Below are 21959 nucleotides of genomic sequence, written 5' to 3'. Positions count from 1 at the left end.
CTGTGCCGCTCGCCGAAACGGTCGAAGCCATGGAGCAACTGGTCGAAGCCGGGCTGATTGCCCGCTGGGGCGTGAGCAACCTCGATACAGACGATATGGGCGAACTCTTCGATGCCGGCGGCGAGGCCTGTGCAACCAATCAGATCCTCTACAATCTGACCCGTCGCGGCCCGGAATTCGATCTCCTTCCCTGGCTGAAGCGATGCTGCATTCCGGTGATGGCCTATAGCCCGGTCGAACAGGGGCGCCTGCTTGATCGCCAGGCGCTTATCGAAATAGCGGAGCGTCACACCGCCAGCCCCGCCCAGGTCGCGCTGGCATGGCTCCTCCACCGGGACGGCGTCCTGCCGATCCCCAAGGCCGGAACCGTGGCGCATGTCCGGGACAATCGCGCCGCTGCCGATCTGGTGCTCACGCCGGACGATCTGACCGAGCTTGATCGCCGTTTTCTCAAACCGACCAGGCGGCGTCCTCTGGAAATGCTCTAGGCCCTGACGATCAGGAAATGCTGGTCCGCCCCCGCGACCAACTCTCCAGTTGACCTCATCGCCGCGCATCAGGCCCGACACATTCTGTCCTGCCTTGCGCACCAGAATCGGCTTCCAGGGTACCAGCGTGCAATCATGGGCACGCTCGACCAGCGCGAACCGCCCACTCACCAGATCGACCGGACAGCGATAGATCCCCTCGATGCGCGCGCCCTGCCGCGCCTCCTCGAATGGAAGATCCAGCTCTACCGAAAGCTGGCGCGCCGCACGCATCAGATCCCTGCGCTCCAGCGCCCGGATCATGCCCTTCGGAAAAAGCCCGGTTTCATTCTCCTGCGCGAAGCCCTGCGCCAGCAACCATTGCCGCCTGCGCTCCATCACATCCCGAAGATCCCGGCCGAAACCCGCATCTCGCAAGGCTCTAGCGCTCACATTGGCCCCGTCCTGCTTGTGATTAGCCCCTGCACTGAGACTGCAGTCAAACTTCAACCAAAATAACAAAAATTCCAAAAGATCCCGCCACCTTCCGAAAATCCATTAATAAATAAAATTTGAAATTTTTACTGTTATTTCGATTTACTCCACTTAATATTCAACTTAAATTTTAGGATTCTTCTTTTGTATAACGGGCCTTAGTGCAAAGCTTGACTTTATATGATTGACACCAGGAATTTGCGATAGTTCATGCACCATCCTCTGGTACTCTAAAATATTCCTCACAACAATTCTCAGTAGATAATCCGCATCGCCCGTCATCAGATAACAATCCATCACCTCGGGCAGTTTCTGGATCGACGTATCGAACAGCGCCAGCGCATCGGCATTCTGCTGGTTGAGCGACACGGACACAAAAACATTCAATTCCCCGCTCAGTTTCGTTTCACTGAGCGCTGCATTATAGCCAAGGATATAGCCTTCGTTTTCGAGGGCCCGCACCCGCCGTATCGTCGGCGTCAGGGAGAGATTGATCCTTTCGGCAAGGTCTCGCCAGCTCAGGCGGGCATCCTCGGCCAGCACGGTCAGGATGCGGCGGTCAATCGAATCAAGGTCATCCATGCATAGTGGCTCGCGGAACCGGATGTGGTCCAATTCAGTGAGGCTGCCTCAAGGAATACCGTTAATCGTAGTGCAAATGCACCCTATTGACAGAAACGAAAGTGCAATTGACCTGTTGCAGTGCAACATTTTTGTCAAATTTAGGACAGCCAAAAGCCGGCAAGCCTGTATGCTTGCCCCATACCGACACAGGAAGGACGCGGCTAGAGGCCACGCCCGACAAGGGGGGAAGCAGACCGTTGCGCGGCAGCTTCTCTTCCACCGCGCCATAGGCTGGCCCGGCGGAAGTGGAAGCGCGCGCGGTGGACACTGCAGGGGGATGACCATGAAAGGACCACAGGTGACGGGTTCTGGTAATGGGGTATGTTCATGACTAAATTCGCGTTTCTGCTTTCTCGCACCGCGCTGGCGACGGGGGCGGCCATGCTGCTGGCCGGCACGGCGCAAGCACAGGATGCCGCCACTGACGGCGGCGCCAAGGACGATATCGTGGTGACCGCGCTCAAGCGCGCGACCAGCGTTCAGGAAACGCCGATCGCCATCACCGCCATCACCAATAAGGCGCTGACCAACGCCAACATCACCGACGCCTATCAGCTCAACCGCCTGGCGCCCGGCCTCAACATCCGCGAAAGCGCCAATGGCGGCGCACGCATCACGCTGCGCAACATTCAGGCCGCGGGCGAGCCCACCGTGGGCATCTATTACGACGAAACGCCGCTGATTGCGCCGGTGGGCGTGAACAACGATGCCGGTTCGGCCAGCCCCGACATCCGCCTGTTCGATGTCGATCGCGCCGAGGTGCTGCGCGGGCCGCAGGGCACGCTCTATGGCTCGGCCTCGATGGCGGGCACCGTGCGCCTGATCTTCGCCAAGCCGAAAATGAACAAGTATGAAGGCGCCGTGGAAGCCCGCCTTACCTCGGTCGATGGCGGCGGCATCGGGCATAATGAGCAGGGGATGGTCAACATTCCGCTGGTCAACGATGTGCTGGCGCTGCGTGCTGTCGGCTATTACCAGTATCAGAACGGCTGGCTCGACGACAGTCTGCGTGGCCTCAAGAACATCAACGACAGCCAGAAGTACGGTGGCCGCGCCATGCTGCGCTTCAAGCCGATGGAAAACTTCACGCTGGACCTGACCGCCGCGATCCAGCGCAACAAGGGCTTCGTCAACAACTGGCTGTGGGGCACAACAAGCGGCCAGCTCGACCATAATTACGATGCCGCCTGGGCCTCGCTGCACCGCAATTCGGACCGCATGGACCTGTTCAGCGCCAATGCCAGCTACGATCTGGGCTTTGCCACGCTGGTGGGCACGGCCTCCTATCAGAACCGTTATCTGAGCTATACCTCGGATTCCAGCGTGTTCTTCCAGCTGCAGCAGAGCAATGCCGCACGCTGCGCCACCTATTTGGGGCTGGCCAGCGGGCAGAGCTGCACCACCGCGCAGCTTAACCAGTACCGCAGCTATGCGCTGTCGCAGTCGCCTTCGGCGGCCTATTCGCAGCAGTGGACCAAGGGCTGGACGCAGGAGCTGCGCCTCTCCTCCAACGGCAAGAGCGCGCTCAACTGGACCGTGGGCTTCTTCCACTCGCTGCGCCGCGCCTTCATCTTCTCCGATGTGGACTCGGTCGACAGCAACAGCGGCGAGATCATCATGCCGCTGACCACCACCCCCACCGTGGCCAATGGCACCACCGTCGCGCCTGCCAATGTGCTGTTCCGCCGCTACATCTCCGACCGGCTGGAACAGACCTCAGGCTATGCCGATGTGTCCTACGACATCACGCCGAAGTGGTCCATCACCGGCGGCACGCGCTATTACAAATACGACAAGAATGTCGCGGGTCAGGTGCTGGTGGGCAACCTCATCATCGGCACCTCAGCGGGGTCGGCCACGGCCAACACCACGTCCGACAATGGCTGGATCTTCAAGGCGGGCACCAACTACAAGTTCGACCGCAATGTCATGGCCTATTTCGAGGCCTCACAGGGCTTCCGCCCGGGTGGCGTCAACCAGGTCATCGGCCTGCCCGCCAGCTTCGGCCCCTATCAGTCGGACAGCCTATGGAACTACGAGCTGGGCCTGAAGACCCAGTGGTTCGACCGCAAGCTGACGCTCAACGTCGATGTCTATCAGATCGACTGGAGCAACATGCAGGTCAGCGGGCAGACCGCCGCCCAGTCTACCGGCTCCACCTTCAGCGTCATCGCCAATGCCGGCGACGCGCGCATCCGCGGCGTGGAACTGGAAACCAGCGTGCGCCCGGTCGACAATCTGTCCTTCTATCTGTCCACCACCTATGCCGATGCGGTGCTGACCACCGACCAGACCAGCAACGTCTTCGCCGCCAGCGGCAAGAAGGGCAACGAGATCCCCAATGTGCCCAAGTTCACGCTTCAGGGCGGCGGCGAGGTGACCAGGCCGATCACCCCCGGCCTTCAGGCCATCGGCCGTGTGGATGCCAGCTACACCGGGGCGACCTGGGCCAGCTTCTCGCATGCCGATGCCTACACCAACCGCCTGCCCGGCTATACCGAGCTGAGCCTGCGCTTCGGCATCGAGCATCCCGATGGCAATTGGGGCATCTATGTCTTCGGCAACAACATGCTCAACTCGCTGGGCCTATCCAGCAAGGGCGTGGGCACGCTGTTCGGGACGGGCAACGTCCGGGTGATCGGCCTGCAGCCGCGCACCATCGGACTGGAGGCGCACAAGCGCTTCTGAGCAGATAAGAGGAGCACAGGGCCGCCATGCAGGAGATGGCGGCCCCCAGCGCTCCCGGACAGGGCGACAGCCTGCGCGGCCCAAGCCGCAGACTGGCACCCTGTCCACCCTTTCTCACCAGCCCCCTCCTCATTGGCACGCGGCAAGAGGCTTTAACGATGCGCAGACCACTGACCCGACTGATGCTTTCCACCATGGCGCTGGCCATATCCTCCGCCCCGGCGTTCGCAGCCGACAAGGCGGCCCACAAGGCAGAGACGGCGCCCGACACGGTGATCCATGCCGGTCGGCTGATCGACGGCGTCAGCCAGCAGCCCCGCGCGCGCGTGACCATCCGCATCCATGACGACCGCATCGTCGCGGTGGAGGATGGCTTCGTCACGCCCAAAGGCGCCCGCGTGATCGACCTGTCGAACGAGACGGTGATGCCCGGCATGATCGACTGCCATGTGCACATCACCGGCGGCGGCTCGCGTGATCGGCTGCACACCACGCCCGAGCGAGTGGCGATCCAGTCATCCTGGAACATGCGCAACATACTGATGCATGGCGTCACCGCTGTGCGCGATGTGTCGGGCGACATCAATGTTTTGAAAGCGCTTCAAGAATCGATTGAGGCGGGGATCACCCCGGGGCCGCATCTGTGGTATTCGGGCATGTCGCTGACCCCCACCGGCGGCCCGGCGGATTTCTCCAAGGGACAGGACCCGGCCTGGACCCGCAGCGATGGCTGGCTCGACAATGTGATCGACAGCCCCAACGAGGCGGTCCACGCCGTGCGCGACCGCAAGCAGAAGGGCGCCAGCGTTATCAAGATCAATTCGAGCGGCGGCGTCGCCAGCTCGGGGATCGACGTCTCCAAGCAGGTGCTGGCGCAGGACGAGCTCGATGCCATCGTCAAGACCGCCCATTCGCTCAGGATGAAGGTGGCAACGCATGCCCATGGCGAGCCGGGCATCCACGCCGCCCTGCTGGCGGGCGTGGACTCGATCGAGCATGGCACCTTCGCCAATGAGGGCGATTACAAGCTGATGAAGGACCGGGGTGTCTACCTCGTCCCCACGCTCTATGCCGCGCATGAAATCCATGAGGTGGCTGAAAAGAACCCCGACACGCTGGCCCCCGATGTGCGCGAAAAGGCGCTGCGCGTCACGCCGCTGATGATGGGCAATCTCACTCGCGCCTATCGTTACGGCGTCAAGATCGCGATGGGCACCGACCAGCTGGGCTATCACCCGCTGGGCGACGACGCCAAGGAGTTCGCCTGGATGGTGGAAGCAGGCATGACCCCGATGGACGCCATCATCGCGGGCACCAGCCATGGCGCCGATCTGATCGGCCACCCCGAACTCGGCGCGATCCAGCCCGACAAGACCGCCGACATCATCGCTTTGCCCGATGATCCGCTCAAGGACATCACGGCTTTGCAGCGCGTCAGCTTCGTCATGAAGGCCGGCGTGGTGGTCAAAACCGGCGGCAAGCCGGTCATCAAGGATTGATGCGATGAAGATGTCCCGTTTTCTGGCCTCCGCCGCGCTGCTCGCCGCGACCCACGCCGCCCCGGCCCTCGCCGATGACAAGGTGATCCACGCCGGCACGCTGATCGACGGCGTGAGCCATCAAGCCGTCAGCCATGTCTCGATCCTGATCCATGACGAGCGCATCACCACGATCGAACCCGGCTTCGTCACGCCCGCCGGTGCCACGGTGATCGACCTGTCGCATCAGACGGTGCTTCCCGGTTTCATCGACGCGCATGACCATGTGACAGGAGGGCCGGCCCGGCGCGACCTGCTGCGTGGCACCGCCCCCAAGCAGACCTTCGAGACCATGGCCAATCTGCGCCTGATCCTGCGCGGCGGCTTCACCAGCATCCGCGATGTGGGCGGCAATGTCGATGTGCTCAAGGCGGTGAAGCAGGGCATCGCGGCAGGGCAGGTGGTCGGCCCGCGCCTGTGGATGGCGGGCTATGCCATCGTGCCGACGGGTGGCCATGGCGACATCTACAACAGCGTGGATTCGCAATGGACCCGCAAGGACGACATGCTGACCCTGCCGGTGATCGACGGCCCCTATGAGGCCCGCAAGGCGGTGCGCGAGATGCAGAAGCGCGGTGCCGACCTCATCAAGATCACCGTGACGGGCGGCGTCGCGAGCCACAACACCGATGTCAACATCCAGCTGATGAGCGACGAGGAGATCAAATCGGTCACCGACACCGCCCATATGCTGGGGCTGAAGGTGGCGGCTCATGCTCATGGCAAACCGGGCATCGATGCCGCGATCCGGGATGGCGTCGATTCGATCGAGCATGGCACCTATGCCGATGCCGAAAGCTATGCGCTGATGAAGGAACACGGCACTTTCCTGGTGCCGACGCTGTTCGCGGGCGAGGAAATCCGCGAGGAAACCCGCCTGCATCCCGAAAAATTCCCCGAGGATGTGGTCGCCAAGGCGCAAGGCGTCACCCCCACCATGCGGGCCAACGCCTATAACGCCTGGAAGGCCGGGGTGAAGATCGCGCTGGGCACAGACCAGCTGGCCTATCGCCCCCACGGCCAGAACGCGCGCGAGTTCGACTATATGGTGCAGGCGGGCATCCCGCCGATGGATGCCATCATCGCGGGCACCAGCCGTGCCGCCGAGCTGATCGGCGCGAGCGAAGACATCGGCGCGATCCAGCCCAGGCATTATGCCGATATCGTGGCGGTGACGGGCGATCCGCTGAAAGATATCCGCGTGCTGCAAAAGGTCGATTTCGTGATGAAGGGCGGCACGGTGTTCAAGCAGAACGGCCATATGACCGTGCCGCAATAAGCCCCTGCTGGCCCTTTTTCCCTTCCTGTTTCTCCAACGGAGTGTTTTCCGTGACGAAGACCTATGCCCTGATCCCGGCGCTGCTGCTGGCCGCCATGCCCATGCTGGCCCCCGCTGCCCTGGCCCGCCCCCGCCTCCATCGTCGGCAAGCCCGCCAAGCCCGCCGATGACGATGGCGATATCCCCCCCGCCACCAAGGTGGAGGTGGGCAGCGAGATCGTGCCTCCGCCGCATGTCGATCCGGCCAAGCCCAACATCCGCATCGTCTCGCTGGGCGGCACCATCGTCTCGACCGCCAAGGGCCGTTTCCGCTACCAGAGCTATGACACGCCGCGCATCAGCATCGAAAGCCTGGTGCAGCGCCTGCAGCCGGAGATCTCCGATGTCGCCAATGTCTCGATCCTGAAGGCGGCGGACATCGGCTCGAACGACATCACCGCCACCTTCCTTCACGATCTCTCGGTGGCCATCGACAAGACGCTGGCAGATCCCAAGGTCGATGGTGTGGTGGTCACCACCGGCACCAGCGTGCTGGAAGAGGTGGCCTATTGGCTTGACCTCACGCTGCGCAGCGACAAGCCGGTGGTGGTGACCGGCGCCATGCGCCAGGCCAACACCGTCAGCTGGGATGGCGAGGGCAATCTGTTCAATGCGATCCGCCTGGCCGCCAGCCGCAAGACCACCTGCTATGGCACGGTGGTGATGCTGGAGGACGAGTTCATCGGCGCGCGCGAGGTGACCAAGACCGACGCCGTGCGCATGGACACCTTCCAGGGCCGCCGCACCGGATCGCTGGGCTATGTCGATGAGGACCGCATCCGCGCCATCCATGCCCCGGCGCGCGTGCTGCAATGCCACAAGCCGGGCTGGCAGACGCCGTTCGACATGAACGCCATCCCTGCCAGCGCGATCCCGCGTGTCGATATCGTCTATTCCTATGTCGATGCCGGGGCCGAGCCGATTGCCGCGCTGACCGCCGCCGGGGTGAAGGGCATCGTCACCGCGGGCACGGGCTCGGGCGGGCTTTCCACGCCACAGAAGGATGCACGCAAGGCCGCGCTGGAGAAAGGCGTGATCTTCGTCTCGGCCACGCGCACCGGTTCGGGCAGCTCCTATGGCGGCACCGGAAAGATCATTCCGGCGGGTGACCTGCTGCCGCAAAAGGCGCGGATGCTGTTGCAACTGGGGCTGGCCACCGGCAAGAAGGAAGAGGATATCCGCCACTGGTTCCTCACCATCGGGCGCCCCGATTTCGACATGTCGGGGATCAAGCGGGAGGCTGAATGATGTTCCGGGCCATGATGGCGCTTGCCGCCGCGCTTCAGGCGCCTGCTGCGCCCCCGCACGCCGCTCCCCTGCATGCCGATTGGCGGGTGCTGGAGGAAACGAGGCCCCAGCCCTGGCAAAGCGCGGATGGCGTGAACCATCTGGCCCCGCTCTTCACCCCTGACGCGCTGGCGCTCGACGGCAAGGAGGTGGAGCTGACCGGCTTCGCCTCCTCCGAAGAGGACGGGCCGATCAGCAGTTTCACCCTCTATGCTAATCACGAGGATTGCGAGCTGCATCTGCCCACCGGCCCGCAGGTCTATGCTGTGGTCGATCTGGCGCGGCCGGCCAAGCTGCCTCATGGCGCGATCACCGTGCATGGCCGGCTGGTGCTGGTGCATGAACGCACCGGCGGCGTGTTCTACCGCATCGCCGATGGTGCATTCAGCGTGACGCCCGCCTAGCGGGCCCTCCCACTTTCACTCATCACACAAGCGCCCAGCGTCCACGCGCGGGCGAAGGATGCCCCATGCCCGATAACCTCATCGCGATGGCCGAAAGGACCAGCCTGTTCATGCTGGCTCCTTTCCTCATGGCGCTCAATCTGATCCTGGCCCGTATGCTGAGTGGATCGGTGCCGCCGCTGACCTTGTCGTTCGCGCGCTGGTCGATCGCTGCGCTGATGCTGTGGCCCTTCGTGGGGCGCAGTGGCCTAGCGGCGGTGATCGCCCAGCCCCACCGGCGACTGTTCGTGCTGGCACTGCTGGGCGGCGCGGTGACGGTGGCACCGCAATATGTCGCTACAACGCTGACCACTCCCGCCCATGTCGGGCTGATCTTCGCCGCCACGCCCCTGCTGGTAGTATTGTTCGAAAAGCTGATCTGGAATTGCTCCGTACCAGCCCGCTCTCTGGTAGGGGCAGCTGTCGCTCTGACAGGAGTGGCTTTTTCGGCGCTTCAGACCCATCAGCTCTCCACCAGCCATCCGCTGCTGGGCGATGGGCTGGCCTTTTGCGGTGCGCTGGGCTGGGCTGGCTACACTTCCTTCCTACGCCACCGTCCGGTCGAACTGCCGCCGCTCAGCTTATTGTGGACCGTGGCTTGCGGTGGTGCGTTGTTGCTGTTCTTACCGGCCGCAACCGAGGCCATCATAGCGCCATCGCTTCAGATTACGCTGCGGATTGCGATGCTCACGATTTCAATTTCGCTCGTGGCCAGTGTGTTCGTGTATTATTTCTACAGCCGGCTTGTTGCACTATCAGGGCCGCCGCTGGCCAGCACCAGCATGTTCCTTGTCCCAGTCTACGCCTTTGCCGAGCAATGGGCCTTTCAGCACCATCGACCAACCACGTCTGACGTAGTTGGCTTGGGCTGCATTCTCATTGGAATGTATCTGTTACTGAACAAAACGGCTATCATAGCACCTCCGATAATTTCGAAATACGAACCTTCATGACTTTACGAAACCGCGTTTACTCAATTGAAAGTATGAAAGTATTTTTTATATTATGTCTATTAACAAATATTTTGTTAATATTTATTTGAATTTATTATCATAAATCCCCACCCTTAAATCCATAGCATATCTGGCGCCGGAAATTTACGGAGAGCGAGCCTTGTCTGGAGGCTGGTTTTATGCGGCGAGCTCCCAGTGTTGCAAGCGGCGATGTTCGATGATCTGTCGCCTGATGTCTTCGCGCTTTTTGTTGATGGCGGGCGCCTTGCCGAAGCAGGGACCAGCATGGATCTGGCCGGCGAGGTTTGCTCCGACGATAACGTTTCTTTGCACCGGCGTCATCGGCGATGGTCGCCAAAAGGGTTCTTCCAGCAGCCTGTGCAAGATCGAACAGATCTTCGGCGGCGAGATTTGCAAGCTATGACGCTCACCGGAGCGAGATGCGTCGGTCGTAGTATGCAGGCATGCCTTTGGTCGCTGATCCAATGTCTGCTATGCCCACCCTCATCATCGACAGCGGACTTTCCGGTTCGCAAGCAGAACTGACGTTCCGGACGTCCTTCCTTATCGTCCTGACCTGAATGGCCTGATCAGAACTTTTCAAGCGGCCCGCCGGAGTTGGATTGGGGCTGCCCCTCAGTCCGGGCCGTTGAAAGCCGAAGCATCTCGTCCGGCCTGGCGCAAAAGGCGGTAGGCGCGATCAACCACCGGCTTGTCGACCATCTGGCCATCCAGCGCGACGGCCCTCCCGCCGCTGGCGCGATCCGCCTCGACGATGCGAAGGGCTGCGGTGATCTGCGCCTCGCTCGGCTGCAAAGCAGCCCGGACTGGCGCGATCTGGGCGGGATGGATACAGAGCTTGGCGCCAAAGCCGCGCGCCCGGGCATCACGCATCGCCGCTTCGACCGGTGCGGTCTCGCGGAAGATGCGGGTCACGCCGTCGATCGGCGACGCCAGCCCATGCGCGCGCGAGGCCACCAACAGCTGAATGCCGATCGCCTGCATGACGGCCTCCGCCTCGGTTTCCAGATCCAGCGCTAAATCGATGGTGCCGAAAGCGATCCGGACCACGCCAGAGGTTGCCGCAACGCCGCTCACCGTTGCGACGCCCTTCGCGCTTTCCACCAAGGCGATGGTCGGCGCCTGCGCGGCAACCTGTGCCAGCACCGCGCCGCCTTCCGCCTTGGGCAGCATGATTCCAAGCACGCCATCATGGCCGCACAGCGCCAGATCTTGCGCGAACCATCCCGTGTCCGCGCCATTGATGCGCAGGACCACCGGGCGATCCGCCGCGAGCCAGGCGGCGACTGCTTCGCGCGCCTGCACCTTGGCATTGGACGCAACGGCATCTTCCAGATCGACCACAACGATGTCCGCGCCAGAGGACATCGCCTTGTCAAAACGCTCGGGCCGGTCGCCGGGCACGAAGAGGAAAGTCTGGGCCGCCGCGATCCGTTCCGATGCGGCCATACGATCAAGCGGCACGAAACGCATCCTCCAGCCCGAGTTCCCTGAGGATCGCCTGCGTATGCGCGCCGAGCGCCGGGATGGGGTCCATGCGCGCCTCCTTCTGGCCGGGCGGCAGCAGGGCAGGCACCCTGCCCGCAGGCGTTTCGACATCGACCCATCTGTTGCGCGCCGCCAATTGCGGGTGGTTCCAGAGCCCTGCCATATCGTTGACATTGGCATTGGCGATCCTGGCTTCATCCAGCCGGTCCACGACCGTCTGGCGAGGCAGCTGCGAAAACACCCGAGCGATCAGCGCTCCCAACTCCGCCCGGTTGGCCGAACGCAGCGAATTGGTGACGAAGCGGGCATCGCGTGCAAGCTCCGGCAGGTGCAGCACCGTCGTGCAGAACGACTGCCATTCGCGCTCGTTCTGAATGCCCAGCATCACCTCGCCCCCGGCGGTGGCGAAGGGTCCGTAGGGGAAGATCGTGGCATGGCTCGCCCCGACGCGCGGTGGCTGCGAGGCCCCCTGAAAGGCGTAATAGAGCGGGAAACCCATCCATTCGGCCATCGCCTCCAGCATGGAGACGTCGATATGCTTGCCCTTGCCGGTCTGGTTGCGCTCGATGAGGGCGGCCAGAATGTTGGTGTAGGCATACATGCCCGCGGCGATATCGGCGATGGAGCACCCCGCCTTGGCCATCTCTTCCGACGTGCCAGTCACCGAGAGAAAGCCGCTCTCGCTCTGGATCAGCAGATCATAGGCCTTGCGGTCGCGGTGCGGGCCGTCCTGTCCATAGCCGGAAATTTCGCACAGGATGATGCCGGGGTTGATGGCGGAAAGGCTCTCGTAATCCAGTCCCATGCGGGCGGTGGCGCCGGGGGCCAGATTCTGCACCAGCACATCGGCCTTGGCGATCAGGCGCGAGAGCGCCTCGCGCCCGATCTCGCTTTTCAGATCGAGGTCAAGGCTTTCCTTGGACCGGTTGGTCCAGACGAAATGCGAACTGAGCCCTTCAACCCGCTCATCATAGCTGCGCGCAAAATCTCCCACTTCGGGGCGCTCGATCTTGATGACGCGCGCGCCAAGGTCGGCCAGCTGCCGGGTCGCGAAAGGCGCGGCGATGGCATGTTCCAGACTGACGACGGTGATCCCTTCAAGCGGTCGCATGACCCCTCCCTTCAAGGGCGAGACCTCCTGCTGAAAGAGGCCCCGCCATAACTTACTTGTGGAACATCAGCGTCTTGGTGTTGGTAAAGCCCTTGAGCCCTTCTTGACCGTTCTCGACGCCCATGCCCGACAGCTTGTGGCCACCGAAGGGAATGTCGATGCCATGGATATGGATCTCATTGACCCACACCGTCCCTGTCTCCAGCCGGTTGGCGACAGCTGCGGCCTCCTTGCGGTCAGGCCCCCAGACCGAACCGGCGAGGCCGAAGGGCGAGGCATTGGCCTTGGCCACCACCTCGTCGACCTCGTCGAAGGCGATGATCGGCAGGATGGGGCCGAAGGGCTCCTCCTGCACGATGCGGCTGTCTTCCGGCGGGTTGTCCACGATGGTGACGGGCACGAAATTCCCGGCCAGGCTTTCATCAATGGTGCCGCCCAGCGGCACGGCATAACCATTCGCCTTCACATCGGCGAACAGATCCTTCAACTTGTCATACTGCATCCGGTTCTGGATCGGGCCGAGATCGGTAGCGGCGTCCAGGCCGTTGCCCACCACCTTATCGCGCGCGAAATCCACGAAGGCCTTCACGAAGTCGGTATGGATCGAGCGGTGGACATAGAGCCGCTTGGTAGCGATGCACCACTGGCCCGAATTGCCGAAAGCGGCCCAGAACAGCGTGGGGATCAGCGGCTGCCAGTCGGTGTCGGCCAGCACGATGGCCGCATCATTCCCGCCCAGCTCCAGCGTGATCCGCTTGAGGTTCGAGGCGCCCGAGGCCATCACCCGCTTGCCGGTCGCGGTCGATCCGGTGAAGCTGATCTTGGCGATATCGGGGTGCTCGGTCATCTGCTGGCCCAGATCGTTGCCGCCCGAAACCACATTGAACACGCCCGCCGGGAAGATCGTCTGACCGATCTGGCCGAAGCGCAGCGTGCAGAGGGGCGTGTAGGGCGAAGGCTTCATCACCATCGTGTTGCCGGTGACGAGGCAGGGCGCGACCTTCCACAGGCCCAGCAGCACCGGGAAGTTCCAGGGGGTGATGGCGCCCACCACGCCCAGCGGCGTGTGGTGGATTTCGACGGTGTGCTCGTCGGTGTCCTCGATGGTCTCGATCGCGATGCGGCGCTTGGCGGTTTCGCGCACCCAGAAGATCGCGGCCTCCACCTCGCCCTTGGCCATCGAATGGCGCGGCTTGCCCTGCTCCAGGGTCAGCAGGGTGATCAGCTCGTCCTTATGCGCCTCCAGCGCGTCGGCATAGGCCTCGATGTAGGCGCCGCGCTGGTCCCAGCTCAGGGCCGCCCAGGCGGGGAAGGCTTCGCGCGCCGCCGCGATGGCCGCTTCCATATGCTCGGCGGTGCCTTCGGGGGCCTGCGCCAGCACCTCATTGGTGGCCGGGTTGAAAACCTCGAAGCTCTTGTTGGTCTCGACCGGCTTGCCGTCGATGGTCAGGACATAGGGGCCCTCGAAATCGATTTTTGGGGCCTGAATTTTCGCTACCTGGTTCATTTCGTCACTCCTGAAGGTCAATCCCGATAAAGGGGTCAGGCCCGATAAAGGGTCAGGCCCGATGAAGGGTCAGTTCGGACGGACAATGGGTTTGAGGACGCGGCCGGATTCGGAATCCTCGATGGCCTGGTTGATGTCCTCAAGGGCGTAGAATTTCACGAGCTTGTCGAAGGGGAAGGCCCCGGCTCGCCATAGCTCGATCAGCTGTGGGATGAAGACCTGCGGCACGCTGTCGCCCTCGATGATGCCGCGCACGGTCCGGCCAAAGAGCAGCGTGTTCATGTCCAGGCTGGCGCGCACCCCCAGATTGGCGGCCCCCACCAGACCGCAGACGCCGGGAATGCGCAATGCATCGACCGCCTGTTCGAAGACCTTGGCATGGCCGGTGCATTCCAGCGTGAAGTCCACACCCTCACCGCCGGTCAGCGCCTGAATGCGCTTGACCGCATCCTCGCGCCCGCCATTGACGATATGGGTCGCGCCCAGCTGGCTTGCGAGGGCCAGGCGATCGTCATGAAGATCGACCAGGATGATCGTGGCGCAGCCCAGCGCCTTGGCCGCCATCGCCGCCGACAGGCCCACCGAGCCCGCGCCGAAGATGGCGATGGAGGAAGCGGCATGAGGCTTCAGCGCATTGATAACCGCGCCCGCCCCGGTGGAGATGCCGCAGCCCAGCGGCCCCATCAGCTCCAATGGCACATCCTTGCGGATCTTCACCGCATTGCGCTCGGTCGCCACGGCATAGGTGCCGAAGCTGGACTGGGCGAAAAAGGCGCTACCCACCGGATGACCATGATGGTCGCACAACGCCTGCGTGCCATCCATGCGCGCGCCCTTGAAGTTGCGGTCATAGAACTCGCTGCAATAGCCGGGGCGGCCCGATTTGCAGTTGTTGCAGGCACCGCAATGGCCGAAGGCCAGCACCACATGGTCGCCGGGCGCGAGATGCTTCACATCGGCGCCGATCTTCTCGACCACACCGGCGCCCTCATGGCCCAGCGCCAGCGGCAAGGGCACCGGATAGCCCTGATCGCGCACCACCATATCGGTGTGGCACACGCCGGTGCCTACGATGCGCACCAGCACCTCGTCATGCTGCAAGGCGCCAACCGTGACATCCTCGATTGCGAGCGGCGCGCCCTTTTCGCGGGCGATGGCTGCCTTTCCCTCGATCATCGCCATCCTCCTCAAATCACGCGACCGCCATCGACCGGCAGTTCGACGCCGGTGATGAAATCGGAGCTCGCCAGATAGACGGCGGCATCGGCCACATCGCCAGGCTCGCAGAAGCGGCCGAGCGGGATGGAGGAGAGGAATTTGGTGCGGTTTTCAGGCGTATCGGGCATGCCCATGAAGTCTTCCAACATGCCGGTCACGCCCATCACCGGGCAGATCACATTGACACGGATCTTCCAGGGCGCCAGCTCCACCGCCAGCGACTTCGACAGCATGTTGGTCGCGCCCTTCGAACCATTGTACCAGGTCAGGCCCGGACGGGGGCGGATGCCCGCCACCGATCCCACATTGAGCATGACGCCGCCGCCATTGTCGCGCATCAACGGCACCGCAGCCTGCACCATGTGGTAGATCGCCTTGATGTTCACATTGAGGATGCGGTCGAAGGTCGCCTCATCGACGTTGAGCAGCGGCTGGTTCTTGTGGGTGTAACCGGCATTGTTGACGATGATGTCGGGGATGCCGAAGGCCTTGACCGTCGCCTCGAGCGCGACATCAATGTCCACGCGCGAGGTGACATCGGCGCGCAGGCCGATGGCACGGTCCGCGCCGATGGCGGCGGCCACGGCCTTCGCCTTCTCCTCGTTCAGATCGACGATGACGACCTTCGCGCCCAGACCCGCATAGCGGTGAGCGATCGCCTCGCCAAAGCCGCTCGCGGCGCCTGTGATCAGTGCGATCTTGCCCTGCAAATCCATTGAACTGTCCTCTCCTGGGGGGAATTCTTGAAACGGGGACATCAACCGTGGTTGATGACCATGGTCTTGGTCTTGCTAAAATCGTGAAGCGCCGCGAAACCCTTCTCGCGGCCATGGCCGCTTTTGCCCGCGCCGCCGAAAGGCAGCTCGATCCCCGCGCCCGCGCCGTAGCAATTGACGAAGACCTGGCCCGAGCGGATCTTCTTGACGAGGCGCATCTGGCGCGCGCCATCACGGGTCCAGACCGCCGCGACCAGCCCATATTCGGTCGAATTGGCCAAGCGTACCGCATCGGCCTCATCCTCGAAGGGCAGCACGGTCAACACCGGGCCGAAGACCTCCTCATAGGCGATGGCATTGTCGCGCGGGACATGGCCGAAGACGGTGGGGCGCACGAAATAGCCGTCGCTGGCCACGCCATCGGCGATCTGGCCCTGCGCGATCACCTCGATGCCATCGGCGCGGGCACGGTCGATAAAGCCCTGAACGCGGCCCTGCTGCTTGGCGGTGATGATCGGGCCGCAGTCCAGATCCATCTCGGGGGCGCCCACGCGCACCTTGGAGAAAGCGTCGGCCAGCAGAGCGGCGAATGTGTCGTAGATCGCGCGCTCCACCAGCACGCGGCTGCCCGCCGAGCAGGTCTGGCCGCTGTTCTGGACGATGGCCTTGACGATGACCGGGATCGCCGCCTCCAGATCGGCATCGGCAAAGACCACATGGGGCGACTTGCCGCCCAGTTCCAGCGTGCAGGTGATATAGTGATCCGCGCAGAGCTTCTGGATGATCTGCCCCACTTCGGGCGAGCCGGTGAAGGACATGAAGTCCACCCCGTGATGCGCGGCCAGCGCGGCGCCGGCAACATGGCCCTTGCCGGTGACGATGTTGATGGCACCCTCGGGGAAACCGGCTTCCGCAGCGAGTTCCACCAGCCGCAGCGAGGTGGCGCAGGCATCCTCGGCGGGCTTGAGCACCGTGGCATTGCCCACGGCGAGGGCCGGGGCCAGCGTGCGCCCGAACATCTGCGCCGGGTAGTTCCAGGGCAGGATATGCCCCGTCACCCCATGGGGCTCATTGAGCACGCCGACGTGATAGCCGCCCAGATAGGGGATCACCTCGCCATGCAGCTTGTCGGCCGCGCCGCCGTAGAACTCGAAGTAGCGCGCCAGGGCCACGATGTCGGCATCGGCCACGCTCTTGGGCTTGCCGGTGTCGCGGGCCTCGATCGCCGAAAGCTCGGGCGCGTTGGAAAGGATGAGATCGCCCAGCCGGGTCAGCATGCGGCCACGCTCGGTCGCGGTGGTGCGGCCCCAGGCGCCGTCGTCGAAGGCGCGGCGCGCGGCGCCGACCGCCAGATCGACATCGGCCTGCGAACTGTCGGCAATCTCGCCGAAGGCCTTGCCGGTGGCCGGTTCATACACCGGCATGGTCGCGCCCTCGACGGGGTCAAGCCACTGCCCGCCAATGAAATTTCGGCTGAAATCCACCTTCATGTCAACACTCCTGCAGATCGCCTGGACTTGGCAAGCATCGGTCAGCATGGAGGCGGGGCGCCACATCATGCTGCGATCGGATGGCTCAGGCGGTCAATTCCTCTCGCTCGACGGTTTGTCGGTCTGGGGGCTTTCTAGACCCGGGGACGGATGGGGTCTAATTGCTGAAACAGGGCATTTCGATTAGATCTGCATATGACGCAGATGCAGCATTGGTTCGCGCCTGCAGCGAAAGCATCGCCGAAAGTCGCATATCGGCAGCAGCCCATATCCATCTTGAATGGAAAAACGCTTTGCGATTAAAGTGAGGTATGGAACTCCGTCATCTGCGCTACGCCCTGGCCATAGCCGAGCATCTCCATTTCACGCGCGCGGCCAAGGCGCTGGGAATCGGCCAGCCCCCCCTCAGCCAGCAGATCAAGATTCTGGAAGAGGAACTGGGGGTGCGCCTGTTCCACCGCCTGACGCGGGGCGTGGAACTGACCGAGGCGGGCAAGGCCTTCATGCCGCTGGCCCAGACCTCCGTTCAGGCTGCCGAACAGGCGGCGGCGGCGGCACAAAGGGCAGCGCGCGGCGAGATCGGTGGGCTTTCGGTCGGCTTTACCAGCTCGGCCTCCTTCAATCCGATCGTTCCGGGCATGATCGGCCGGGTCCGCGAAGCCTTTCCGAGCCTCGAAATGTCGCTCGTGGAGCAGACCACCGCCGCGCTTCTGGCCGGCCTCGCCAATGGCACGCTCGATATCGCCTTTCTGCGCCCGGCGCTGGGCGAAACCGACGGGCTGGCCACCCGCCGCCTGCCCGATGAGGATCTGTGGATCGCCCTGCCCGCGCGGCACCGTCTGGCGGGCAGGGCCGCGCTCGACCTGCTCGATCTGGCAGGCGAACCCTTCATCCTCTACCCGCGCAGCAACGGGCGCCTGCTCTACGACACGATCATCGCCGCATGCCGCAACGCGGGCTTTTCTCCGCGCATCGCGCAGGAGGCGCCGCAGATGGCCTCGACGGTCAATCTGGTTGCCGCGGGCGTGGGCGTGGCGCTGGTGCCTGAATCCATGTGCCGCCTGCATGCCCAGGGGGTCGAATATGTGCGCATCGCCGGCGATGGCCCCAAGGCGCAATTGGTCGTCGCCCACCGGCGCGACGGGCCCATGCCGCCGGCGGTCCGCAATTTCATGAGCGTGGTGGCCCATCTCTGACCTTCACCCCCGGGCCGATCCATCATAAGTTCTGCATATCAAAGACAGGCGATCCAGCAATTGGACGCCATGCCGCCCCCGTGCGAGCAGGTTTCGGCATGCAATCTGGTGGCAGTATGACCCGAGACCTTCCCGAACCCATCCCCGGTGCCCGCCCTTTTCGCAAGTTCGACAGCGCGGACGCGGCAGCGCATAAAGCCCGGCCGCGCACCGGCAAAGTGGTGGCCAGCCTGGCTTCGGCCATCGCCGACAGCGGCTTGCGGCATGGCGGGACGATATCCTTCCACCATCACCTGCGCGATGGTGATCTGGTGGTGAACATGGTGCTGGCGCAGCTGGCTGCCATGGGCTTTCGCGATCTGCATGTCGCGGCCAGCTCACTGTTTCCCGTCCATGGCACGATGGTCGAGCATATCCGTTCGGGAGTCGTGACCCGGATCAGTTCGGCTTATATCACCGGGCCGGTGGCCAATGCCATTTCCGCGGGCGAACTGCCTCATCCGGCGATCATGCAGACGCATGGCGGGCGGGCCCGCGCCATCGCTGCGGGCGAACTCGTGATCGATGTCGCGTTCATCGCCGCGCCCTGCGCCGATGGCTGGGGCAATATGAACGGCTCCTGCGGCCCCTCGGCCTGTGGCCCTCTGGGCTATGCCATGGTCGATGCGCGTCACGCCCGCCACGTGATCGGTATCACCGACCATCTCAGCACCGCTCCGCTCGCCTCCATCGATATCCCCCAGAACGAGGTCGACGCCATCGTGGCGGTGGACACCATCGGCGATCCGGCCAAGATCGTTTCGGGCACCACCCGCGTGACGACCGATCCGGTGGCGCTCGACATCGCCGCCACGACCGCGCGGCTGATCGACGCCTCCGGCCTGCTGGTTGACGGCTTCTCGTTCCAGACAGGTGCGGGCGGCACCTCTCTGGCGGTGGCCGCCGCCCTGGCGCGGATCATGCGTGCGAAGAAGATCGTCGGCAGCTTCGCCTCTGGCGGCATCACCAGCGCGCTGGTCGGGATGTTGCGCGAGGGGCTGTTTCGCACGCTCTACGATGTGCAATGCTTCGATCTGGAGGCGGTCGCTTCCTTTCGTGAGAATCCTGGCCATCTGGCCATGTCGGCGCAGCTTTATGCCAGCCCCGGCGCCAGAGGCTGCATCGCCGACCGGCTGGATGTGATGATCCTGGGCGCGGCGGAGGTGGACGTGAATTTCAACGTCAACGTCTCGGCCTTGGCGAGCGGCAGGATCATCGGCGGCTCGGGCGGCCACGCCGACACGGCGGCCGGGGCGCGTCTGGCGATCGTCACCACCATGCTGCGGGCCAGATCCATCCCCAAGATCGTGTCGCGGGTGGCCTGCGTGACGACACCGGGCGACACCATCGATGTGGTGGTCACGGAAGCGGGCGTGGCGGTCAACCCCGCGCGGCAGGATCTGATCGCCGCGCTGAACGCCGCCGGCATCGCGATCACCCCCATCGAGACCCTGCGGGACATGGCCTGCGCTGGCGCCCCGCCGCCCGCCACCGAAGATCGGGCAGAGGGCCCTATCGTGGCGCTGGTGCAGTATCGCGACGGCTCGATCATCGATGTGGTGTGCCGCACCCCACCGGTGACAGCGCCTTGATCGTTGGGTGCGGGCGGACAGCCGGGACATAGCCCGGCCATCCGCCAAGGCGTGTCAGGCTCCCGAAGCGATCATCTTCGCGCCGCGATAACCAATCAGGATCGAGGGCGCATTGGTGTTGCTGGTGGTGATGCTGGGCATGACCGAGGCATCGGCCACCCGTAGCCCCTCGACCCCGTAAACCCGCAGATGGGGATCGACCACAGCCATCGCGTCAGTGCCCATCTTGGCGGTGCCAACCGGATGGAAATAGGTCGAGACCGAGTTCTTGAGGAACTCGCGATAGGTGGCAGGCGAGGCGGCCGCCGCGCCGGGCAGCAGTTCGGATTTGCAAATGTCCTTATAGGCATCCGAGTTGCCGATGGCCCGCGCCAGCTCGGTCGCGGCCTTCAGGGCCACCATATCCTGCTCGGCGGCCAGCCAGTTGGGGTCGATCAGGGGCGCGGCGCGCGGATCGGTCGAGGCGATTGTCACGCTGCCGCGCGATTTGGGCCGCATCACCCCGCACAGGATCGCATAACCATTGGTCTGCTGCAGGTTCAGCTCCTTGGTCGCGAAGGGCACGCTGACATAGAGCGCGTTGATGTCCGGCACCGGCTGATCCGAACTCGAACGCGACCACATATAGACTTCGGAATGGTTGTAGTTGGTGGGCGGAACCGGATGCTTGCCCTCGAAATTGACGCCCGCGCCCAGCACGTGATCCTGAAGATTGGCGCCGACACCGGGCAGATCGACCACCGGCGCAATCCCCAGCTTGCGCAGATGCGCCGCATCGCCCAGGCCCGAAAGCGTCAGGATCTTTGGCGTCATCAACGCCCCCGCCGAAAGGATCACCTCCTTGTTGGCCCGCACCATCACCTTGCGACCGGCGTGGAGATACTCGACGCCGATGCAGCGGCCTTTCTCGATCACCAGCCGCAGCACCGGGGCCTCGGTGAAGACCGTCAGCTTCGCGCCTGCCGCGATGGCGGGGCGCAGGAAGGCTACCGCGCTGTTCTGGCGCTTGCCCATGTAAACGGTGAAGTTCACCCAGGCCGGGCCTTCCAGTGGCCCGCTGTTGAAATCCTTGTTTTCGGCATAGCCGAGCGACTTTGCCCCTTCAATGAAGGCCCTTGCGCCCTCATGCCCCTTGGCAGGATCGGGCTGGGTGACATGCAGCGGGCCGCCGACCCCGCGCCATTCGCTGGCGCCGCCCTGCCAGTCCTCCAGCGCCTTGTAATCGGGCAGCACGCTGGCCCAGTCCCAGCCGGTGGCGCCATTATAGGCCCAGTCATTGAAATCCTGAGGGGTGCCGCGCGCATAAATCATGCAGTTGACGCTGGAGCAGCCGCCCAGCCCTTCGCCGCGCGGATAGGGAATGCTGCGGTTGTTGGCGTGAAGCTGCGGCGTGGTCGCGTAATTGCGGGTGAAGGATGATGCCAGCGCCGCAGGCCATTGCGAGGGATCGGTCACCTGCGGGATCTCGTCCGAAATCCCGCCTTCGAGCACCAGCACGCTGGCGCCGCTGCGGCGCGCCAGTTCACCGGCCAGCGTGCCTCCCGAGGACCCGGCGCCGATCACGATGTAATCGGCCGCAGCGATCGGTGCCGCCTTGTGCGTCGATTGCGCGAAGGCGGGGCCCGCCCCCAGCCAAAGCGCGTCGGCCAGGGCAAGGCCTGCCCCCGCCGCCATCGCCCGCTGGATGAAGCCACGGCGGTCCGTGCCGCCGCGCGCGTGATCGGTCAGGACGGCATAGAGCCGCTCGCTATCCATGGTCATTCACTCT

Annotated in this window: 17 protein-coding genes and 2 pseudogenes; 9 read left to right on the top strand and 10 right to left on the bottom strand. The window is 63.7% G+C overall.

Going from position 1 to position 21959, the window contains the following annotated elements; translation table 11 throughout:
* A partial coding sequence (locus SR3_RS08015) for an aldo/keto reductase (RefSeq protein WP_174549137.1) occupies positions 1 to 488 on the top strand: 488 nt, incomplete at its 5' end.
* An 81-nt stretch (positions 489 to 569) separates the two neighbouring features.
* On the opposite strand, the pseudogene SR3_RS32395 reads toward SR3_RS08015, so the two are convergent.
* A pseudogene (locus SR3_RS32395) lies at positions 570 to 866 on the bottom strand (DUF3363 domain-containing protein); the annotation flags it as partial.
* Positions 867 to 1085: 219 nt separating this feature from the next.
* Positions 1086 to 1544, bottom strand: a complete 459-nt coding sequence (locus SR3_RS08005) for an Lrp/AsnC family transcriptional regulator (RefSeq protein WP_068083458.1) — start codon at positions 1542 to 1544, stop codon at positions 1086 to 1088.
* A 369-nt stretch (positions 1545 to 1913) separates the two neighbouring features.
* On the opposite strand from SR3_RS08005, the gene SR3_RS08000 reads away from it, so the two are divergent.
* The 6 genes from SR3_RS08000 to SR3_RS07975 all read left to right on the top strand — a co-directional run bounded on the left by SR3_RS08000 (position 1914) and on the right by SR3_RS07975 (position 9813).
* On the top strand, positions 1914 to 4274 hold the full coding sequence (locus SR3_RS08000; protein ID WP_169805581.1) for a TonB-dependent receptor: 2361 nt from the start codon (positions 1914 to 1916) through the stop codon (positions 4272 to 4274).
* Between the two features lie 158 nt (positions 4275 to 4432).
* A complete protein-coding gene (locus SR3_RS07995) occupies positions 4433 to 5773 on the top strand; it encodes an amidohydrolase family protein (protein WP_084455177.1) in 1341 nt (446 codons plus the stop codon).
* A gap of 4 nt (positions 5774 to 5777) precedes the next feature.
* The gene (locus SR3_RS07990; protein ID WP_068083408.1) at positions 5778 to 7091 is read left to right on the top strand and encodes a metal-dependent hydrolase family protein; all 1314 of its coding nucleotides are present in this window, start codon (positions 5778 to 5780) and stop codon (positions 7089 to 7091) included.
* 204 nt (positions 7092 to 7295) lie between these two features.
* The gene (locus SR3_RS07985; protein WP_169805580.1) at positions 7296 to 8378 is read left to right on the top strand and encodes an asparaginase; all 1083 of its coding nucleotides are present in this window, start codon (positions 7296 to 7298) and stop codon (positions 8376 to 8378) included.
* Positions 8375 to 8821 carry a hypothetical protein gene (locus SR3_RS07980; protein WP_068083401.1) on the top strand — a complete coding sequence of 149 codons (447 nt, stop codon included), beginning with the start codon at positions 8375 to 8377 and terminating at the stop codon, positions 8819 to 8821. The genes SR3_RS07985 and SR3_RS07980 overlap by 4 nt, the downstream gene beginning before the upstream one ends.
* 65 nt (positions 8822 to 8886) lie before the next feature.
* The gene (locus SR3_RS07975) at positions 8887 to 9813 is read left to right on the top strand and encodes a DMT family transporter (protein ID WP_068083398.1); all 927 of its coding nucleotides are present in this window, start codon (positions 8887 to 8889) and stop codon (positions 9811 to 9813) included.
* Between the two features lie 177 nt (positions 9814 to 9990).
* Here the strand turns inward: SR3_RS07975 and SR3_RS31175 are convergent.
* From SR3_RS31175 to SR3_RS07945, 7 genes and pseudogenes are all read right to left on the bottom strand, one after another.
* Positions 9991 to 10086: pseudogene (locus SR3_RS31175) on the bottom strand (PEP/pyruvate-binding domain-containing protein); the annotation flags it as partial.
* Between the two features lie 363 nt (positions 10087 to 10449).
* Positions 10450 to 11298, bottom strand: coding sequence for an HpcH/HpaI aldolase/citrate lyase family protein (locus tag SR3_RS07970; protein ID WP_218018776.1), 849 nt, complete (start codon positions 11296 to 11298; stop codon positions 10450 to 10452).
* Positions 11288 to 12433, bottom strand: a complete 1146-nt coding sequence (locus SR3_RS07965) for a CaiB/BaiF CoA transferase family protein (RefSeq protein ID WP_068083394.1) — start codon at positions 12431 to 12433, stop codon at positions 11288 to 11290. Before SR3_RS07965 ends, SR3_RS07970 begins: the two co-directional genes overlap by 11 nt.
* 52 nt (positions 12434 to 12485) lie before the next feature.
* Complete coding sequence (locus SR3_RS07960) at positions 12486 to 13940, bottom strand: aldehyde dehydrogenase family protein (protein WP_068083391.1); 1455 nt, start codon at positions 13938 to 13940, stop codon at positions 12486 to 12488.
* A 69-nt stretch (positions 13941 to 14009) separates the two neighbouring features.
* Positions 14010 to 15116, bottom strand: a complete 1107-nt coding sequence (locus tag SR3_RS07955) for an NAD(P)-dependent alcohol dehydrogenase (protein ID WP_068083452.1) — start codon at positions 15114 to 15116, stop codon at positions 14010 to 14012.
* 11 nt (positions 15117 to 15127) lie between these two features.
* Positions 15128 to 15874: an SDR family oxidoreductase gene (locus SR3_RS07950; protein ID WP_068083388.1), complete on the bottom strand. Its 747-nt coding sequence runs from the start codon at positions 15872 to 15874 to the stop codon at positions 15128 to 15130.
* 41 nt (positions 15875 to 15915) lie between these two features.
* On the bottom strand, positions 15916 to 17364 hold the full coding sequence (locus SR3_RS07945) for an aldehyde dehydrogenase family protein (RefSeq protein ID WP_157098702.1): 1449 nt from the start codon (positions 17362 to 17364) through the stop codon (positions 15916 to 15918).
* A gap of 311 nt (positions 17365 to 17675) precedes the next feature.
* Between SR3_RS07945 and SR3_RS07940 the strand changes: the two genes are divergently transcribed.
* On the top strand, positions 17676 to 18560 hold the full coding sequence (locus SR3_RS07940) for a LysR family transcriptional regulator (RefSeq protein WP_068083385.1): 885 nt from the start codon (positions 17676 to 17678) through the stop codon (positions 18558 to 18560).
* A 116-nt stretch (positions 18561 to 18676) separates the two neighbouring features.
* Positions 18677 to 20191 (top strand): citrate lyase subunit alpha, encoded by a 1515-nt coding sequence (citF, locus tag SR3_RS07935; RefSeq protein WP_068083382.1) that lies wholly within the window; start codon positions 18677 to 18679, stop codon positions 20189 to 20191.
* Between the two features lie 54 nt (positions 20192 to 20245).
* Here the strand turns inward: citF and SR3_RS07930 are convergent, their stop codons facing one another.
* The gene (locus tag SR3_RS07930) at positions 20246 to 21952 is read right to left on the bottom strand and encodes a GMC family oxidoreductase (protein WP_068083378.1); all 1707 of its coding nucleotides are present in this window, start codon (positions 21950 to 21952) and stop codon (positions 20246 to 20248) included.
* Positions 21953 to 21959 lie beyond the last annotated feature (7 nt).

The organism is Novosphingobium rosa NBRC 15208, from assembly GCF_001598555.1.
GTDB classification, from domain to species: domain Bacteria; phylum Pseudomonadota; class Alphaproteobacteria; order Sphingomonadales; family Sphingomonadaceae; genus Novosphingobium; species Novosphingobium rosa.
This window is presented reverse-complemented; position numbering and strand designations above follow the sequence as displayed.

Coding starts and splice junctions, on each gene's coding strand:
- SR3_RS07950 (WP_068083388.1), bottom strand. CDS start 15,874: ATGGATTTGCAGGGCAAGATCGCACTGATCACAGGCGCCGCGAGCGGC.
- SR3_RS07965 (WP_068083394.1), bottom strand. CDS start 12,433: ATGCGACCGCTTGAAGGGATCACCGTCGTCAGTCTGGAACATGCCATC.
- SR3_RS07940 (WP_068083385.1), top strand. CDS start 17,676: ATGGAACTCCGTCATCTGCGCTACGCCCTGGCCATAGCCGAGCATCTC.
- SR3_RS08000 (WP_169805581.1), top strand. CDS start 1,914: ATGACTAAATTCGCGTTTCTGCTTTCTCGCACCGCGCTGGCGACGGGG.
- SR3_RS07945 (WP_157098702.1), bottom strand. CDS start 17,364: ATGAAGGTGGATTTCAGCCGAAATTTCATTGGCGGGCAGTGGCTTGAC.
- SR3_RS07930 (WP_068083378.1), bottom strand. CDS start 21,952: ATGACCATGGATAGCGAGCGGCTCTATGCCGTCCTGACCGATCACGCG.
- SR3_RS08005 (WP_068083458.1), bottom strand. CDS start 1,544: ATGGATGACCTTGATTCGATTGACCGCCGCATCCTGACCGTGCTGGCC.
- SR3_RS07980 (WP_068083401.1), top strand. CDS start 8,375: ATGATGTTCCGGGCCATGATGGCGCTTGCCGCCGCGCTTCAGGCGCCT.
- citF (WP_068083382.1), top strand. CDS start 18,677: ATGACCCGAGACCTTCCCGAACCCATCCCCGGTGCCCGCCCTTTTCGC.
- SR3_RS07995 (WP_084455177.1), top strand. CDS start 4,433: ATGCGCAGACCACTGACCCGACTGATGCTTTCCACCATGGCGCTGGCC.
- SR3_RS07955 (WP_068083452.1), bottom strand. CDS start 15,116: ATGATCGAGGGAAAGGCAGCCATCGCCCGCGAAAAGGGCGCGCCGCTC.
- SR3_RS07990 (WP_068083408.1), top strand. CDS start 5,778: ATGAAGATGTCCCGTTTTCTGGCCTCCGCCGCGCTGCTCGCCGCGACC.
- SR3_RS07975 (WP_068083398.1), top strand. CDS start 8,887: ATGCCCGATAACCTCATCGCGATGGCCGAAAGGACCAGCCTGTTCATG.
- SR3_RS07960 (WP_068083391.1), bottom strand. CDS start 13,940: ATGAACCAGGTAGCGAAAATTCAGGCCCCAAAAATCGATTTCGAGGGC.